At 57.3% G+C, this 16,189-nt stretch carries 19 protein-coding genes; 11 read left to right on the forward strand and 8 right to left on the reverse strand.

Features of this window, described 5'->3' with window-relative positions:
* Positions 1–16 precede the first annotated feature (16 nt).
* From E0L15_RS10500 to E0L15_RS10525, 6 genes are all read right to left on the reverse strand, one after another.
* Positions 17–796, reverse strand: a complete 780-nt coding sequence (locus tag E0L15_RS10500; RefSeq protein ID WP_168125554.1) for a TIGR00282 family metallophosphoesterase — start codon at positions 794–796, stop codon at positions 17–19.
* A gap of 15 nt (positions 797–811) precedes the next feature.
* Complete coding sequence (locus E0L15_RS10505) at positions 812–2,068, reverse strand: cytochrome c biogenesis protein CcdA (protein WP_168125555.1); 1,257 nt, start codon at positions 2,066–2,068, stop codon at positions 812–814.
* A 24-nt stretch (positions 2,069–2,092) separates the two neighbouring features.
* A complete protein-coding gene (locus tag E0L15_RS10510) occupies positions 2,093–3,280 on the reverse strand; it encodes a DEAD/DEAH box helicase (protein ID WP_168125556.1) in 1,188 nt (395 codons plus the stop codon).
* A gap of 164 nt (positions 3,281–3,444) precedes the next feature.
* The gene (locus tag E0L15_RS10515; RefSeq protein WP_168125557.1) at positions 3,445–5,133 is read right to left on the reverse strand and encodes a glutamine--tRNA ligase/YqeY domain fusion protein; all 1,689 of its coding nucleotides are present in this window, start codon (positions 5,131–5,133) and stop codon (positions 3,445–3,447) included.
* Between the two features lie 97 nt (positions 5,134–5,230).
* Positions 5,231–5,911, reverse strand: a complete 681-nt coding sequence (sfsA, locus tag E0L15_RS10520; RefSeq protein WP_168125558.1) for a DNA/RNA nuclease SfsA — start codon at positions 5,909–5,911, stop codon at positions 5,231–5,233.
* Positions 5,908–6,468 carry an FUSC family protein gene (locus E0L15_RS10525; protein ID WP_087372671.1) on the reverse strand — a complete coding sequence of 187 codons (561 nt, stop codon included), beginning with the start codon at positions 6,466–6,468 and terminating at the stop codon, positions 5,908–5,910. Before E0L15_RS10525 ends, sfsA begins: the two co-directional genes overlap by 4 nt.
* A gap of 128 nt (positions 6,469–6,596) precedes the next feature.
* Between E0L15_RS10525 and E0L15_RS10530 the strand changes: the two genes are divergently transcribed.
* Positions 6,597–7,217 carry a DUF1643 domain-containing protein gene (locus E0L15_RS10530; protein ID WP_168125559.1) on the forward strand — a complete coding sequence of 207 codons (621 nt, stop codon included), beginning with the start codon at positions 6,597–6,599 and terminating at the stop codon, positions 7,215–7,217.
* A gap of 34 nt (positions 7,218–7,251) precedes the next feature.
* Here the strand turns inward: E0L15_RS10530 and E0L15_RS10535 are convergent, their stop codons facing one another.
* The gene (locus E0L15_RS10535) at positions 7,252–7,776 is read right to left on the reverse strand and encodes a DUF6512 family protein (RefSeq protein ID WP_168125560.1); all 525 of its coding nucleotides are present in this window, start codon (positions 7,774–7,776) and stop codon (positions 7,252–7,254) included.
* 205 nt (positions 7,777–7,981) lie between these two features.
* Between E0L15_RS10535 and spoIVB the strand changes: the two genes are divergently transcribed.
* From spoIVB to E0L15_RS10550, 3 genes are all read left to right on the forward strand, one after another.
* On the forward strand, positions 7,982–9,028 hold the full coding sequence (gene spoIVB, locus E0L15_RS10540) for a SpoIVB peptidase (protein ID WP_243155468.1): 1,047 nt from the start codon (positions 7,982–7,984) through the stop codon (positions 9,026–9,028).
* Between the two features lie 149 nt (positions 9,029–9,177).
* Positions 9,178–9,768, forward strand: a complete 591-nt coding sequence (locus tag E0L15_RS10545; RefSeq protein ID WP_087372662.1) for a hypothetical protein — start codon at positions 9,178–9,180, stop codon at positions 9,766–9,768.
* A 20-nt stretch (positions 9,769–9,788) separates the two neighbouring features.
* Positions 9,789–10,019 carry a helix-turn-helix transcriptional regulator gene (locus tag E0L15_RS10550; RefSeq protein ID WP_168125561.1) on the forward strand — a complete coding sequence of 77 codons (231 nt, stop codon included), beginning with the start codon at positions 9,789–9,791 and terminating at the stop codon, positions 10,017–10,019.
* 43 nt (positions 10,020–10,062) lie between these two features.
* Here the strand turns inward: E0L15_RS10550 and E0L15_RS10555 are convergent, their stop codons facing one another.
* Positions 10,063–11,007 (reverse strand): Abi family protein, encoded by a 945-nt coding sequence (locus E0L15_RS10555; protein ID WP_168125562.1) that lies wholly within the window; start codon positions 11,005–11,007, stop codon positions 10,063–10,065.
* Positions 11,008–11,342: 335 nt separating this feature from the next.
* Here E0L15_RS10555 and E0L15_RS10560 point away from each other — a divergent pair, with 335 nt between their 5' ends.
* The 7 genes from E0L15_RS10560 to spo0A all read left to right on the forward strand — a co-directional run bounded on the left by E0L15_RS10560 (position 11,343) and on the right by spo0A (position 16,150).
* A complete protein-coding gene (locus E0L15_RS10560) occupies positions 11,343–11,612 on the forward strand; it encodes a hypothetical protein (RefSeq protein WP_087233619.1) in 270 nt (89 codons plus the stop codon).
* Between the two features lie 22 nt (positions 11,613–11,634).
* The gene (locus E0L15_RS10565; RefSeq protein WP_168125563.1) at positions 11,635–12,258 is read left to right on the forward strand and encodes a class I SAM-dependent methyltransferase; all 624 of its coding nucleotides are present in this window, start codon (positions 11,635–11,637) and stop codon (positions 12,256–12,258) included.
* 88 nt (positions 12,259–12,346) lie between these two features.
* Entirely contained in the window at positions 12,347–13,093 is a 747-nt protein-coding gene (locus E0L15_RS10570; protein ID WP_168125564.1) for a hypothetical protein, read from the forward strand.
* 103 nt (positions 13,094–13,196) lie between these two features.
* Positions 13,197–13,913, forward strand: coding sequence for a hypothetical protein (locus E0L15_RS10575; protein ID WP_168125565.1), 717 nt, complete (start codon positions 13,197–13,199; stop codon positions 13,911–13,913).
* Between the two features lie 20 nt (positions 13,914–13,933).
* The gene (locus E0L15_RS10580) at positions 13,934–14,182 is read left to right on the forward strand and encodes a hypothetical protein (RefSeq protein ID WP_168125566.1); all 249 of its coding nucleotides are present in this window, start codon (positions 13,934–13,936) and stop codon (positions 14,180–14,182) included.
* A 141-nt stretch (positions 14,183–14,323) separates the two neighbouring features.
* Positions 14,324–15,208, forward strand: coding sequence for a MerR family transcriptional regulator (locus E0L15_RS10585; RefSeq protein WP_168125567.1), 885 nt, complete (start codon positions 14,324–14,326; stop codon positions 15,206–15,208).
* Between the two features lie 180 nt (positions 15,209–15,388).
* The gene (gene spo0A, locus E0L15_RS10590; protein ID WP_087233605.1) at positions 15,389–16,150 is read left to right on the forward strand and encodes a sporulation transcription factor Spo0A; all 762 of its coding nucleotides are present in this window, start codon (positions 15,389–15,391) and stop codon (positions 16,148–16,150) included.
* The last annotated feature ends 39 nt before the right edge of the window (positions 16,151–16,189 follow it).

Below are 16,189 nucleotides of genomic sequence, written 5' to 3' on the forward strand. Positions count from 1 at the left end.
GCATGGGGAGCCCTCCTTATCCGTCAATGTCCACCCGCTCCACGCTGAGGCAGCGGCGGGTGTTGGTGTCGATGGTAAACAGCACCCCGTCCATGCCGCAGGGGCCGTCGGCGGGCTGGAACCGCTGGGGCAGGCCGCCCAGGAAGCGGTTGATGGCCTGGGAGGGGTGAATGCCGATCACCGACTGGGTGGGGCCGGTCATGCCCAGGTCGGTGACAAAGCCCAGCCCCTTGGGGAAGACCTGGATGTCGGCGGTGGGCACATGGGTGTGGGTGCCCCACAGGGCCTGGGCCCGCCCGTCCAGATACCAGGCCATGGCCCCCTTCTCGCTGGTGGCCTCGGCGTGGAAGTCCACCAGGGTGAGGGTGGCGTCCCCCTCCTTCAAAATCTCGTCCATCTTGGTGAAGGGGTTGTCGAAGTTGGAGTCCATGGAGCAGCGACCAATGAGGTTCACCACCCGAATGGTGGTGCCCCGGGGGCCGTCGAAGATACCCCAGCCCCGGCCGGGGGCCCGGCTGGTGTAGTTGGCGGGGCGGAGAATGTAGGGGTTGCGCTCCATCTCGTCCACGATCTGGCGCTTGCCCCAGGTGTGGTTGCCCATGGTAATGACGTCCGCCCCGGCGGAGAAGATGTCCCGGGCCTGCTGGGGCATCAGGCCGTTGGAGGCGGCGTTCTCCCCGTTGACCACGGTAAAATGAATGTCATACTGGCGGCGGAGGGTGGGCAGGTGGCGGCAGAGAAAGTCCACGCCGCTCTCGCCCACTACGTCTCCAATGGCCAGAACACGAAGTTCCATACAAAAGCCTCCCGGTTAGGAATTGGCCCCGTCCATGGTCTGCTGGATGATGTCGTCAAACACCTCCCGGGACTGTGCTCCCATGATATATCCATAGACGTTGCCGTTTTTGTCGATCATAAAGGTGGTGGGGAAGGAGGAGATGCCGTAGGAGTAGAAGAGGCTGGCATCTTCGTTCATGAGGGTGGGATAGGTGTACCCGTTCTCTTCCAAAAAGGCGGTGATATCCTCCGCCGAGCCCTCCTGGCCCAGGTTGGGGGCGGCTACCCCCAGCACCACCAGGTCCTTCTCATTGTTGCCGTAGTCCTCATAGACCGCCTGCAAGTCGGGCATCTCACTGCGGCAGGGCCCGCACCAGGTGGCCCAGAAGTTCAGCAAAATGGTCTTTCCCTTGTATTGGTCCAGGGTGTGGGTGTTGCCAAACTGGTCGGTGAGGGTGAAGTCCAGGGCGGGAATGGGGGACTGACTTTCCTGGGGAGTGTCGGTGGCCTCTGGGGTGTCTGTGACCTCCGGCTGCTGGGTCACCTGGACGGTGGGGGTGGCCTGGGGGTCAGAGCCCGCCAGGGACCCGGACAGGGTGTCCATCCACCCGGTGACCATGAGAAGGCCGATGACCACCAGCAGCGCTCCGCCCACCTTCACGGTGTAGCGCACCACGTTGCGGTGCTTCTGAAACAGCTTCAACAGTCCCCCGGCAAACAGAGCCACCGCCAGGAAGGGCAGGACAAAGCCCAGGGTGTACAGGCCGATGAGGGCAAAGCCCTGGAGGGCGGTGTCCGCCGAGCCCGCCATGAGCAGCACGCTGGCCAGGGCGGGACCCACGCAGGGGGTCCAGGCAAAGGAGAAGGTGAAGCCGAACACCAGGGCCACCAGGGGGCTCATGGCCAGCTTTTGCAGAGGGAAGCGGATGCGCCGATCCTGCTCCAGGGCCATGGGGCGAAAGACCCCCAGCTGGAAGAGACCAAAGGCGATGATGAGAATGCCCCCCACCTGAATGATGATCTTCTGATACTGGTGCAGGGCCTGACCCAGAGCGGTCATGCCAAGCGCCAGCAGGAAAAAGGCGGCGGAAATGCCGATGACAAAGAACAAGGTGTTCACCAGGGTTTTCACCCTTGAGGTCTGGGCCCCCTGGGCGTCCCCCATGCTGCCGGACAGGTAGCCCAGGTAGAGGGGGAGGAGGGGGAGGACGCAGGGGGAGAAAAAACTCAGAATGCCCTGGACAAAGACGGTGACCAGGGAGACGGACACGGAAAGGTCAAATCCAGACATACATACCTTCCTTCAAACGAGAATTTAGCTGTTTTCGCTGTCCACCAGCATGAGACAGCCATCCTTATCATATTTCAAAAGTTGGATGTCCATGCGGGTGTTGCGGGCAATGTCCCGCATCCGCACCGCCTCGGTCACCGAGGCCACCAGGGTGTAGGCCACGCCGTGGCGCTTGGCCCGGCCGGTACGGCCCACCCGGTGGACGTAGTTTTCCTGCTCGTCGGGCACATCGTAGTTGAATACTACATCCACGTCGTCAATGTCCAGGCCACGGGCGGCCACGTCGGTGGCCACCAGCACCCGCAGCTGTCCGGCCTTGAACTGCTGGAGGGTCTTCTCCCGCACCCGCTGCTGGATGTCGCCGTGGATGGCCTTGCAGGAGATGCCACGCATGGACAGCAGGCCCGCCAGGCGGTCGGTCATGTTCTTGGTGTTGCAGAAGGCGATGGCACGCTCATACTCCCCGCCCTCCAGCAGGGCGATGAGGGTCTCCAATTTCTGTTCCCGGCCCTCCAAATCAATGCGATATTGCTGAATATCCGGGCGGTTCTCCTCCACGGGACGCACCGTGATCTCCACCGGGTCCCGCTGGTACACCCAGGAGATGTCCATCACCTCTCGGCTGATGGTGGCAGAGAAGAGGCCTAAATTCTTCCGGTGGGGGATTTTGTCCAGAATGCGGGTGACATCCTGGATAAAGCCCATGTCCAGCATCCGGTCGGCCTCGTCCAGCACCACGGTCTGGACCCCGTCCAGGCGCACGGTGCGCCGCTTCATGTGGTCCATGAGCCGGCCAGGGGTGGCCACCACGATCTGGGGCCGATTTTTCAGCTGGGTAATCTGCTTGTCAATGGGCTGGCCGCCGTACAGGCACACAATGCGCACCCCTTCCCGGAAGGCGCACAGGTCCCGCAGCTCGTCCCGAATCTGCACCGCCAGCTCCCGGGTGGGGGCCAGGATGAGTCCCTGCACCTGGTCGGACTGGGGGTCCACATGTTCCACCATGGGGATGCCGAAGGCGTAGGTCTTGCCGGTGCCGGTGGGGGCCTTGGCCACCACGTCCCGTCCCTGCATGAAGTAGGGGATGGCACCGCCCTGGATGGCGGTGGCCTGGGTGAAGCCCTTTTTGTCCAGGGCTTTCATAATGGCCTCGGACAGGTTCATATCTTTGTAAAAGTAGGTATCTTGTACCACAACTCCATCAATTTCCATGGTATAGGTCCTTTCTATCTCGTACAATTATAGTCTAAAGTAGTATATCATATCCCCCGGTATACCGTAAAGCCCAACCTCCATGGATTTCTCCGGCCCAGGCCTGCCCGGTGAGACAGAAAAAGCCGGAAGCAGCGGTTTTGCTGCTTCCGGCGAAAAAATATTTATTGAGGCTTGAAGCTATCCTTCAGGGACACGGCCCGGTTGAACACCAGGTGTTCGGGGCTGCTGTCCCGGCTGTCGGCACAGAAGTAGCCCTGGCGCATGAACTGGAAGCGGTCGGCCTTCTGGGCACCTGCCAGGCTGGCCTCCACCTTGGCGCCCTGGAGCACCTCCAGAGAGTGGGGGTTCAGGCAGTCCAGGAAGTTCTTGTCTCCGGCGTCGGGGTCAGGGTCGGAGAAGAGGTTGTCATACAGGCGGATCTCCGCATCCAGAGCGGTGGCGGCATCCACCCAGTGGATGGTAGCGCCCTTCACCTTGCGGCCGTCGGCGGGGTTGCCGCCCCGGGACTCGGGGTCGTAGGTGGCCAGCACCTCCACCACGTTGCCGTTTTCGTCCTTGACGCATCCGGTGCAGGTGATGAGGTAGGCGCCCTTCAAACGGCACTCCAGGCCGTTGGGGGTCAGGCGCTTGTACTTGGGGATGGGAGTCTCCAGGAAGTCCTCCGCCTCAATGTACAGGTTGCGGGAGAAGGTGACGGTGCGGGTACCGTCCTCGGGACGGTTGGGGTTGTTCTCCACCTCGAAGGTCTCGCTCTGGCCCTCGGGATAGTTGGTGATGGTCAGCTTCACGGGACGCAGCACCGCCATCACCCGCTGGGCGGTCTCGTTCAGGTCCTCCCGCAGGCAGTACTCCAAGAAGGCGTACTCAATGGTATTGGTGGCCTTGGCCACGCCGATGCGCTCGCAGAAGTTGCGGATGGAACGGGGGGTGTAGCCACGGCGGCGCAGGCCGCACAGGGTGGGCATACGGGGGTCATCCCAGCCGGACACCCGGTTCTCCTCCACCAGCTGGCGCAGCTTGCGCTTGCTCATCACGGTATAGTTGATACCCAGGCGGGCAAACTCGATCTGGCGGGGCTTGTGGTAGGGGATGGACACGTTGGACACCACCCAGTCGTACAGGGGACGGTGGTCCTCAAACTCCAGGGAGCACAGGGAGTGGGTGATCCCCTCCAGGGCGTCCTCAATGGGGTGGGCGAAGTCGTACATGGGGTAGATGCACCACTTGTTGCCCTGGCGGTGGTGATGGGCGTGGTTGATGCGGTAAATCACCGGGTCACGCATGTTGAAGTTGCCGCTATTGAGGTCAATCTTGGCACGCAGGGTATATTTGCCGTTTTCAAACTCTCCGGCCCGCATCCGGGCGAACAGGTCCAGAGACTCCCCGATGGGACGGTCACGCCAGGGAGAGGTGGCGGGGACGCCGATGGAGCCGCGGTTGGCACGGAACTCCTCGGGAGTCAGCTCGCACACGTAGGCCAGGCCCTTCTTGATGAGCTCCACGGCATACTCGTACATCTTCTCAAAATAGTCCGAGGCGTAGAAGAATCGGTCGCCCCAGTCAAAGCCCAGCCAGTGGATATCCTCCTGGATGGCCTCCACGTACTCGGTATCCTCCTTGGCGGGGTTGGTGTCGTCCATACGCAGGTTGCATAGACCGCCGTACTTCTCGGCGGTGCCGAAGTCGATGGTCAGGGCCTTGCAGTGGCCGATGTGGAGATAGCCGTTGGGCTCGGGGGGAAAACGGGTGTGGACGGTCATGCCTTGGTACTGGCCGCCCTGTGCAATATCCTCATCAATGAAATTGTGGATAAAATTCTGGGACACTACGGGGTTGAGTTCCTCAGGCATAGGGACACGCTCCTTCATTCGTTAATAACCTATTTATTATACCGTCACAGCCGGGAAAAAGCAACGAATTTTTCCAGGCCGCAGGCGGCGAAATCTCTCACAGCTTAACCGCCACCGGTTCCCCCATGGTCAGGGTGTCCGGGGTGACGGTGCACTCCTGTGCCAGCACCTGTACCCCTGCCCGGGCGGCCTCACGCAGAGCGGCCCCAAACTCCGGGTGGGTGGCGTCGTTGGGGGCGAAATCTTTCATGCCCGCCATCTGAATGACAAAGCACACGGCGGCCTCATAGCCCTCTTGCAGGCTGGCCTCCAGTTCTTGCAGGTGGCGCACGCCTCGGGTGGTGGGAGCGTCGGGGAAGCGGCAGTGGCCGTCCTCCTCCAGGGTGCACCCCTTCACCTCCACAAAGCCCCGGCGGTCCCCCGCCTCCCAGTAGAAGTCGAAGCGGGAGTTGCCCCAGGTGGTCTCCGGGCGCAGCAGGGTGAGGCCGGGGACGAAGTGCCCCGCCCGGGCCCACTCCGCAAAGACCTGGTTGGGGGCCTGGGCGTCCATGTTCACCAGCAGACCGTCTTTATCCACGGCGATGAGGTCATAGGGGGTCTTGCGCTTGGGGTTGTCCCCTGGGGTGAGGTAGACGGTGCGGCCGGGGATGAGCAGTTCCCGGCACCGTCCGGTGTTTTTTACATGGACCGTTTCCGTGCGCCCGTCCACTTCCACCTGGGCCACAAAGCGGTTGGGGCGGGAGAGAAAACGGGCGGGAAGGACCTGGGTATATGTCATGATTTGGGCTCCTTGGGTGTGGTGTCGGTGGTGGAAGGGGGCTCGGCAGGGGCGGCAACCTCTTCCGGTTTGGGGTGGTAGGGCAGCAGCAGGTCGATGACACAGGTCACCGCCACGCCCGCCAGGGTGTCCACCATACGCTGGAGGGCGAAGAGGGCGGGGGAGCTGTCCGTGTTGTGGTTGACGGTGACGCACAGGAACACCACGCAGGACAGAGAGGCGCTGGAGGGCCGCTTGAGCACCAGGGCGGTGCGAATGAGGGGGATGATGGTGAGAGATACCAGGGTATAGCGCAGCAAGTCCAAATTCTCGGCGTGGAAGAATTCCAGGCCGTAGAGGATGATGATACCGTACAGGCCGCCCACTAGGGTGCCGATGGCCCGGTTCACCGAGGAGGTGATGGTCTTGTCGGTGGAGTTCTGCATGCAGATGACCGCGGCAATCATAGAATAAAAGGCGGGCTCGCCCCGCACATAGCCGAAGATCCCGCAGATAAACACGGCAATCACGGTCTTTACCATGCGCATGCCCACCCAGTGATGGCGCTGCTTTGGCATAAACAGCCCTCCTCTCCAAAGTCGATATCAGTATGATAAACGACAAGGAGAAAAAAAGCAAGGCGGGGACGCTTTCCATTTCCCCGTCCCCGTGGTATGATGGGAAAAAACATCAAGGAGGACCCTCCATGCACATTCCCAGCGGCGAAACCAGCTTGCTTGAGCTGTTGCCCTTCCAAGAGGCGCTGGACCAGGCGCTCACCCCCAAAGAGGACTATGACGTCAATCGGTGGCTGTACGTGCCCCCCTTCTACTGCGAGTACCGATACATTCTGGCCACCCGGGGCAAGCGGCCCCTCATCTGTGTGGGCATCAATCCCTCTACAGCCGCCCCCGACGATCTGGACAACACCTTGAAGTCGGTGGAGCGGGTGGCCCTCCACAACGGCTTTGACAGCTTTGTCATGTTCAACGTCTACCCCCAGCGGGCCACCGATCCGGACCACATGGAAAAACACTGCAATGAGACGCTCCATCGGGAGAATATGCAGGCCTTTGACTATGTTCTCTCCCTCTACGAGGACACTCAGCCCGCCATCTGGGCGGCCTGGGGCACCATCATCGAAAAGCGGGACTATCTGCCCGCCTGTGTCCGGGACATGATCGCCATCGGCCAGACTCATGGGGCTGCCTGGTACACCGCCGGGAAGCGCTCCAAGAAGGGACATCCCCACCACCCCCTGTACCTCCGTAAGGACAGCGGCCTGGACCCCTTCGACGTAGAGGAGTATCTCAACAGCCTTAAGTAAAAAAATCTGCACCGGGAAATCGGTGCAGATTTTTTTACTTGGGCAGGATATAAAAGGTGGGAGTATGTTTGCTCAGGTCCAGGAATACTACCATATCCGGGGGGAAAAAGGTGAACCAGATCATCATCCAACCCACCGCCAGAGCCGCCACCAGGCAGAGGGTGGGGAGGAAAGGCCGCTGAGTGAGCGGGGCCAGGACCTGGGCCAGCACAAACCCTGCCACCATGAGTACCACGTACAAAATGAGGTCAAAGGCCATCCCTTCGCCCTGGAAGGGGACGTGATAGAGGTAGCTCAGCAGCAGCATGGCCCCGCCGATGATGGGCAGGGTCAACAGCCAGGGGGCCAGACCGTCCAGACCTCGGCCATGGGTGAGATACAGCCCGGACAGCAGCAGGGGGATGAGGAGAATTTTCAGATGTTCCCACAGGCTCTCCCGCACCGGAGAGACCAGAGCGGTGATGGGGCGGGGCAGCCAGGAGAAGAGAAAATGAAGTACTACCCCCAAGATCAGGGCGGCAATCAGGGTAAAAATCGTCTTTTTTTGAAAAATTTTCACAGCTCTCACCTCGTTTCTTACTACAAGTTATGCCCGCAGTGGGGCAAACTATGAATGAAACCGCGGTGAAACACAAAAGTTTTTTCGCTCCATTTCGGCCTTTTCCAAAAGGCCCTCCCTTTTCCACGGAAGAAACCCCGCCGTCTCAGGCACATTAAGGATTGGGCGAACGCCCAAATTGTGAACGAAGAGGCGGTGAGGATCATTGAACGAAGAGATCAAACCATGGGTGGGGATGACCCAGGCGGTGCTGCGGGTCGTCCTGGTGGTGCTGGTGGTAGCTCTGGCCCTGTGGCCGGTCCTGGGCAGCGCCAGAGCCGACACCTTGAAAGTGGTCCCAGTGGGGCGTGCCGTGGGCATCAAGCTCTTCTCCGATGGCGTTGTGGTGGTGGGAACTTCGGAAATTTCCACCCAGAACGGGGCGGTGAATCCGGCCAAGGACTGCGGTCTGCGGGAGGGGGACATCATCACCCATATCAACTCCACCGAGGTGGATACCATTGAGGAGGTGTCTGCCCTCTTGCAGGAGCTGGAGGGGGAGACCATGAGCATCCGGGCTATCCGCAACGAGGAGCGGGTGCAGTTGACCGCCCAGGCGGTGCTGTGCTCCGCCGATGGGGCGTATAAGCTGGGGGCCTGGATTCGGGACTCCATGGCGGGCATTGGTACCGTCACCTTCTACTGTCCCCAGACCGGGACCTTCGGGGCCCTGGGCCACGGCATCAACGACGTGGACACGGCTCTGCTCATGCCCCTGGAGAGCGGCAGCATTCTGCCCACCACGGTCTCCGGGGTGGACAAGGGGCAGTGTGGAACCCCGGGACAGCTGCGTGGCATCTTTGAGGCGGATGTGACTCTGGGTGAGCTGGACGACAACACCTCCTGTGGCATCTACGGCACCATGACCGACACCAGCTGGTTTTCCGGTGAGGCGGTGGAGGTGGCCAGCCGGGACCAGGTGAAGGCGGGGAAGGCCACCATCCTCAGCAACATCTCCGGCAACCAGGTGGAGGAGTACGAGATTGAGATTCTCAAGGTCTACCCGGACAGCCAGGACGGGGGCCGGGACTACCTCATCCACGTCACCGACCCCAGACTGCTGGACAAAACCGGAGGCATCGTCCAGGGCATGAGCGGCTCCCCCATTCTCCAAAACGGCAAGATCATCGGGGCCGTCACCCATGTCATGGTGGACGACCCCACCTCTGGCTATGGCATCTATATTGGAGACATGCTCCAGGCGGCAGGATAAGACCAGGGCGAGGACACGAGTTGAGTGTCCTCGCCCTTCTTATATAATACATATAAAATTTAATGTTTGTCGTTAAAAATATATTGACAAAGATATATGCTCCTCGTATAATGCAAGTAGAGAAACCCACAAAATAAGGAGGGAGCTATATGGAGAAAATTATGAAATCCACCAAGCTGGTGCAGAAAATCCTGCGAATTCTGTTTTGGATTGTCGTCGTTGTCAGCGTTGTCTCTGCATGTATCATGATTGCATCGTTGATTTTTATGGATGATACAGCAGTCATCCAGGGTGTTTCCATTACGATTGGAAATTACAGGTTGAAACTCAGCCAGGGGTACTCCCGCGCACAACTGATCAACATTTTATGGATGTCCTTGGCGAACATTGTCCTTTACGGGGGCCTTTCCTGTTACGCGATCCGAATCCTTCAAGGTATTTTTGAACCAATGACACAGGGAAAACCGTTCAACACGGCGGTGAGCGATGGGTTGAAAAAGCTATCCTATACGGTCTTGATTTTTGGTGTGGTTCGACTGATTCTTCAACTGGCAACAAACATGGTTTACGACCAGATGATTGATATTTCTTCCCTGTTTGCTGCAAACATGGTGGAATCCTGCTCCTTAACCGTGGTAGGAGATGGTGATTTTATTATTTGGTTCTTTTTGATTCGGCTGTTTCGGCGCATTTTTATCTACGGGGAGACCTTGCAGCAGCTGTCCGACGAGACGCTGTGACGTGAAATGAGGAGAAACTTATGCCCATTGTATTACGATTGGACCGGGTGATGGCAGACCGGAAAATGTCCCTCAATGCCCTGGCGGAAAAGGTTGGAATCGCCAACGTGAACCTGTCGAAAATCAAGACGGGGAAGGTCAGCGCCATCCGCTTTTCCACCTTGGAGGCCATTTGTGAGGCGCTGCACTGTCAGCCGGGGGATATTTTGGAGTACATGCCGTCTCAGACAGAGCAGGAAAGTCCAAAATAAAGAAAAAGTCAGCAAGAAGTAGACAATTCTTGCTGACTTTTGTTTACACCTTTTTATAAGAAATGACTTTTTTCCAATTACAAGGGAAACCCAGTTTCTCATGAAGGGCTTCCTGTGATATTTTATCTGTTGTGGCACACAGGTTGTCCATCAACTTGGATAGATGTTTTTTATATACCAAAAATTCCTTGTGAGGAATCAGATACCGAAGGGCAAGTACCACGGCAAAGTAGTCCCGTTTTCCATAGATATATTCCTGCCCATTTTTGGGGATTTTCAGTTTTTGGTGTAAAGGCAAATTGGGAATATCGTGGGTGGGACAGCGGTGGGTAAATAACCTCTCGTTATGTGCACAGACATTGCGGAAGTCTGTTACTACCTGCAGAATTTGTTTCAACTGATGCTCATCAATCCCCAAAAACTCCCTGCTGATAGCAGACTGTACTTGTGGTTTGCAGAGCCCATACATTTTGGAAAGTGTGCCGAACGTCAAAGTATGGACGAGCACCCAGAGCGGTACGTTCTGATGCTGTTGTTTTTGATGCTCGATGTAGACATATTTTGTGGGCTTTACAATCGGTGGTTTCAAGTAGCAATTGATAAGCTTTGTTACGGCAGCACTCTTTTTTGCTGTAGAAATATCATAGTTCTGCGGAGATAGATAGGCTGTCTGTAAATCACCAAAGGTATTGCAAAAGCAATATGATAACACAGAACGAATATGTCGCTCAACATGGAGCAGATATTGAAGGGTTAGCCCACGGAGTTGTTCATCGAAATGATAGATGGCCACGAGATCATAAATGGTGGTACCATCTTTGTAGTTTTTGGTTGTAGGATTCTTTAATAAATCTTTATAACCAGATATGAGAGCAAAGTATCCATAGCGATGTAAAATATCCTCTACAGCTCGAGGGTCATCTATCACCAAATGTTTCTCTTCCAGCTTAAGTAGTTGCTGCTGATATGTCATAAAAGGCTTTGCCATGGTAAACACCTCAAAATAAAAAGGAGTCCCCGCAGGGACTCCTCCGATTGCAGGCCCCACGAGCTTCTGCAACCTATTCACTGAGATAAGTATAGCTTAGAAGTCGGTGCATGTCAATAAGAAACCCAACACACAGGACGTCTAATGTGTACTTACCCTCAGTAATATTAGTATAGTTCAGAAATGTTGTATTGATACATGCATGAGATAAAATAACTGGATAGTAAAAAAGTTCGTGACTAGTGAGGAAAAGCATAGTACAATATAGGCACTTATCCGTGCTGTTCAAATGGAAACAGACAAAATATTGCATAAATGGAAGGGAGTGTTCCACGATGAAAGACAGGCTGTCCAAACTGACCGTTGCCAGTGGAATCCTGGGCCTTGTCCTCTTGTTTGGGGTCATGCTGTCTGGAGCGGCATATCCCAGCTTGGTGTTTCGCATCGGTGCCCCCTTGGGATTGCTGTTTGTCTTTCTCAGCGTGGGGCTTCTGGGGTTGCGGTATTTGCGGGACATCTGCGAGGCCGTTCGGGAGAAACAATGGATGTTGGCCGGGGCGCTGGTGATAATGTTGTTGGTCGCAGGCGTGCTGATGCTGATTTGAGCGGAGAAAGGAACTACAACGTATGTTAAATCACCTGGAATTTGACCTTTGGGCAGACGGCTACGACAAGAGCGTGGCTGTATCAGAAGAAAACGACGAATACCCCTTTGCGGGCTATGGGCAGATTTTAAATACCATTTACAATCACGTGTTGACCAACCCCGGCCGACAGGTGCTGGATATTGGCTTCGGTACAGGGACTCTGACCACCAAGCTCTATGAGCAGGGCTGCACCATCTATGGGCAGGACTTTTCCCAGCGGATGATCGACCTGGCCCAGGAGAAAATGCCAGAGGCTCACCTATATCAGGGGGACTTTACCCTGGGGCTGGCAAACGAGCTGATGGGGCGGCAATACGATGCCATCCTTGCCACCTATTCCCTGCACCACCTGTCCGATACGCAAAAGGTCCGCTTTTTCCGGGACCTGCTGGGGCTGCTGGCCCCCAATGGCTGCATTTACGTGGGAGATGTGGCCTTTCGCACCCGGGAGGAGTTGGAGGCCTGCCGCCGCCGGATGGCAGAGAAGTGGGACGAGGACGAAATCTATTTTGTCTTTGAGGAGCTAAAAGAGGCGTTCCCACAGCTGGAATTTGAACCGGTTACCTGCTGCTCCGGCGTGCTGTACTTGAAAAGAGAAGGCTAGAGACAATTTTACACCCTCTATATGGCACCCCAAGCACAGGTGTGGTACAATGTCAGGAGAGAGAAAAACGGGAAAGGTAGGTGTGAATATGCAGCGTCTGAGAGAGTTGAATGGATATCAAAAGGGTGTTTTGATTTTGATGGCGGCTATGGTGCTGGTGTTCACTGTGCTCTATCCGATCCTCACCTCCCGCCAGGCCTATTCCTACCGGGATGGCCTGTTGCTGCGCACCCAGAAGGGAGAGAATACGGTGTACCAGGGGAAGGTGTATGGAGAAACGGCCCGCTTCACCGTGTCCAAGGACCAGACCGTGGAGTTTTACTACGGGGAGAAGACCTACGGCCCCTATACCGTCCAGGAAGACCCGAACCTGGTGGATTTGCCGGAGGGAGTGCGGGGCATCCAGCTGCAGCGGAGAGGGGAGACCTTCTTTTACGGCGGTGTATCCGGGGAGGGTGAGACCTTCCGTGTGTACCGTCAGGATGGCAGCCAGATGCATCGGGACAGCTCCATGGAGATATCCTTCGATGTATACGGGAATCTTACAAGTATGATGGAGCCCTCGGCCTACACCATCCTGGAGGTCATGTTTGGCCCGGAGCTGACCCATCCGGGGAGCTGGTGGGGTTGGGTGTTAGGCGTGGTCATCTGTGTGGCCACGGCCCTCACCATCCTGTATGCCGACGAGCTGTTCCGCTTCCATCTCCTCTTTGAAATTAGCAACGTGGAGGATGCGGAGCCCTCCGGGTGGGAGATGGCCAGCCGATACATCTCCTGGACGCTCTTGCCTGTGTTGGCACTGGCGGTCTTTATCATAGGATTATTGTACTGGTAAAACAGGGCGGAAGCTGGATCGCTTCCGCCTTATGTTTTCCCTCTGTCTTTTTTGAAGACTTTATGGTAGAATGAGTCTAATACAGATGAGGCAGGTGTAGACCTTGGACACTTGGAAATTGCTGATCGGGCTGGTTGTAGTGCTGGTGCTCTCGGGCGTGGCGGTGATTGTGTGGGCGGTTCTCCCGTCCCACCGGAACAGACGCTCAGGTCCCCCCAGCGGAATGCCCACTTGGCGGGAGAAGCAGTACGATGAAGAGGGGTATGATCCCCGAGGGTACGACCGGGAAGGATATGACCGCCTGGGGTACGACACCCGGGGCTATGACCGCAACGGGTACGATTGGCAGGGGTATGATTCCCGGGGCTACAATCGAGAGGGCTATGACCGATTTGGCTATGATAAGCAGGGCTATGATCGGGAGGGCTACGACCGCCGGGGATATAATATCCATGGCAAGGACCTCCAGGGGCGGTATAATCGCCTCTACGATGTGGCCGATTATGCAGACTCCTTGTACAGCTCCGAGGGCTTTCTCAGCCCCCAGCGCTATCCGGTGGGGGTGACAGTCCACGCCAAGGAGCGCATGCTGGAGCGGATGCAGGGAAAGACGTTGGAGAACCTCCAAGACCTGGCCATGAAGGCCTACTGCTTCGGCAAAAGCGCCCGGCAGCTCAAACGCACCTCCGCCCGGCTGGTGCAGGAGATTCAGGAGCAGCACGGGGACGGCGTGGTGCTGATCTACCACGGCTATGTGTACATTTTCTCCAGCGACAACCAGCTGATTACCGTCTACCGGAATGAGCGCATTCCTTTGTGATGAGATGAGGAGGAACTTGGATGATGGAACAAGAAAAAGAACTTCAGAGTCCCCGCAACCGTCGGGAGCATGTGAGCACCTTCCGGCGCTATCGGTTGGGGTGGGTGCTGCTGGGCATGATCGCCACGGAGGTGGCGGTGGTGTTGGCCAATGGCAGCGTCGCGGCAGCCATCATGCTGCCCCTGATTGTGGGCGCCTTTATTTTCCGTTCGGCCCTAGTGGAAAACTACAACCGAAGACAGGCCGAGGAAACCCAAGAGAACCCGTGAGAGCAGCCAAGAGGCGGGATGTGTCCGCCTCTTGGCTGGTTGTTTCTGTGGGTGAAAGGAAATCTTTTTTGCAAAAACCCTTGACCTTCCACCAGGTGAAAGGTGTATTTTGACACCAGAGCCAGAGAGGAGGCGCATGATATGAACATCAAAGAGGCAGAGAAACTGACGGGAATTTCCAAGCGCAACATCCGATTTTACGAGCAGAAGGGAATGCTGCACCCCGCCCGCAATCAGGACAACGACTACCGGGACTACTCGTCCCAGGATATCGAGCGGCTCAAGCTTATCCGAGCCCTGCGCATGGTGGATATGCCCCTGGAGGAGATTCAAAAGGTACTGGATGGGAAGACGTCCCTGGAGGACGCCGCCACGGCCCAGGAGCGGCAGCTGCGGGAGCGGGTGCAGGAGGTACAGACCGCCATCCGGTTTTGTAAATCCCTCCAAGGGCTGAGCGGGGACGCAGAGGTGGACGCCATTCTGCGGGAGATGGACCGGGAGGAGAACCGGAAGCACCTGTTTACCCAGTGGAGAGAGGACTACAAAAAGATGTGCAAGTTCCTCCAGAAGGCCACCTTTACCTACATCCCCGAGGGGGCCGTGACCAACGCCCGGGAGTTTACCCAGGCGCTGTTGGACTTCGCCCGGGAGAACCAGGTGGACATCACCATCACCAAAGAGGGGATGTACCCGGAATTTACGTTGGATGGGGTGGAGTACACCGCAGAGCGGCTGTACACCCAGATGGGCCGGGCGCCGGTTGCCACGGTGCGCTGCACCGCCAAGCACCCGGAGACCTTGGAGCCGGACCTGCCCGCTGGGAAGAAGCGGGCTATGAAGCTGCTGCACTTTGCCTGGATCCCCCTGGCCGTGGTCCTGATGTCGGTGGCCATGGTGGCCCGCAATGGCGGACTGCCCTTCCTGGCCACCCTGGACGGGGTGGTGCTGGGGATCGTCTTTCCCCTGGTGGTGGGGGTCATGTTGTACCGCTCCATGCTCTTTTACTACAATAACAAGAACAAATAACGAAACTTCAATCATCCTGTAGGAAAAACAGCGGCTGAGAGATTACAAAATTTGACAATCCTGTCGAACGAAAGTGGAAACTATGGCTTGCCAGATCGGGCATTCTGTGGTATTTTAGAGGTACAGGAAAAAGATGGTAAAACCAGACTGACTCCACTTTGAGAAAGGATTGTCACACAGATGAGCGATGTGAAGAAGATCATCATTGCGGATGCCTCAGAGGAGTACCGCGGGATGTTGGCGGACGCCCTGGGGGACCGTGAGGATATGGAGGTCGTGGCCCAGACCGGGGACGGGGAAGCGCTGTTGGACCTGGTGGCCAAGCATCAGCCCCAGGGGATTATTATGGACTTGATGCTCACCGGGATGGACGGGTTGGAGGTGCTGGAGCAGCTGGGGCCCAATCGGCCCAGGGTTGTGGTGCTCTCCGCCTTTTCCCATTCCGCCCTGGCCCAGCAGGTGAAGGAGCGGGGGGCAGACTACTGCATGCTCAAGCCCTGCCGTCTGTCTGCGGTGGTGGAGCGCATGGCCCAGCTGTGCGATCAGACCCAGGAGCGCCAGACCCACCAGGAGGAGGAAGAGTGGGATTTAGAACGGAAGATCACCTCCATCATCCATGAGATCGGGGTGCCCGCCCACATCAAGGGCTACCAGTATCTCCGGGTGGCCATTGCCATGGCGGTGGAGGATATGGGGATGATCAATGCCGTGACCAAGGTGCTCTATCCCGAGGTGGCCAAACGGTTTGGCACCACCGCCAGCCGGGTGGAGCGGGCCATCCGCCACGCCATTGAGGTGGCCTGGGACCGGGGAGACCTGGAGGTGTTGCAGTGGTACTTCGGCTACACCGTGTCCAACACCAAGGGCAAGCCCACCAACAGCGAGTTTATCGCCATGATTGCCGACCGCATCGCCCTGGAGCGGGACAAACGGGCGGGATAAGTGCATAAAAGAAAAAATCTCTCCACCGTGAGGTGGAGA

The sequence above is a fragment of the Pseudoflavonifractor sp. SW1122 genome (genome assembly GCF_012027765.1).
Classification (GTDB): domain Bacteria; phylum Bacillota; class Clostridia; order Oscillospirales; family Oscillospiraceae; genus Enterenecus; species Enterenecus faecium.

Coding starts and splice junctions, on each gene's coding strand:
- E0L15_RS10500 (WP_168125554.1), bottom strand. CDS start 796: ATGGAACTTCGTGTTCTGGCCATTGGAGACGTAGTGGGCGAGAGCGGC.
- E0L15_RS10505 (WP_168125555.1), bottom strand. CDS start 2,068: ATGTCTGGATTTGACCTTTCCGTGTCCGTCTCCCTGGTCACCGTCTTT.
- E0L15_RS10510 (WP_168125556.1), bottom strand. CDS start 3,280: ATGGAAATTGATGGAGTTGTGGTACAAGATACCTACTTTTACAAAGAT.
- E0L15_RS10515 (WP_168125557.1), bottom strand. CDS start 5,133: ATGCCTGAGGAACTCAACCCCGTAGTGTCCCAGAATTTTATCCACAAT.
- sfsA (WP_168125558.1), bottom strand. CDS start 5,911: ATGACATATACCCAGGTCCTTCCCGCCCGTTTTCTCTCCCGCCCCAAC.
- E0L15_RS10525 (WP_087372671.1), bottom strand. CDS start 6,468: ATGCCAAAGCAGCGCCATCACTGGGTGGGCATGCGCATGGTAAAGACC.
- E0L15_RS10530 (WP_168125559.1), top strand. CDS start 6,597: ATGCACATTCCCAGCGGCGAAACCAGCTTGCTTGAGCTGTTGCCCTTC.
- E0L15_RS10545 (WP_087372662.1), top strand. CDS start 9,178: ATGGAGAAAATTATGAAATCCACCAAGCTGGTGCAGAAAATCCTGCGA.
- E0L15_RS10550 (WP_168125561.1), top strand. CDS start 9,789: ATGCCCATTGTATTACGATTGGACCGGGTGATGGCAGACCGGAAAATG.
- E0L15_RS10555 (WP_168125562.1), bottom strand. CDS start 11,007: ATGGCAAAGCCTTTTATGACATATCAGCAGCAACTACTTAAGCTGGAA.
- E0L15_RS10560 (WP_087233619.1), top strand. CDS start 11,343: ATGAAAGACAGGCTGTCCAAACTGACCGTTGCCAGTGGAATCCTGGGC.
- E0L15_RS10565 (WP_168125563.1), top strand. CDS start 11,635: ATGTTAAATCACCTGGAATTTGACCTTTGGGCAGACGGCTACGACAAG.
- E0L15_RS10570 (WP_168125564.1), top strand. CDS start 12,347: ATGCAGCGTCTGAGAGAGTTGAATGGATATCAAAAGGGTGTTTTGATT.
- E0L15_RS10580 (WP_168125566.1), top strand. CDS start 13,934: ATGATGGAACAAGAAAAAGAACTTCAGAGTCCCCGCAACCGTCGGGAG.
- E0L15_RS10585 (WP_168125567.1), top strand. CDS start 14,324: ATGAACATCAAAGAGGCAGAGAAACTGACGGGAATTTCCAAGCGCAAC.
- spo0A (WP_087233605.1), top strand. CDS start 15,389: ATGAGCGATGTGAAGAAGATCATCATTGCGGATGCCTCAGAGGAGTAC.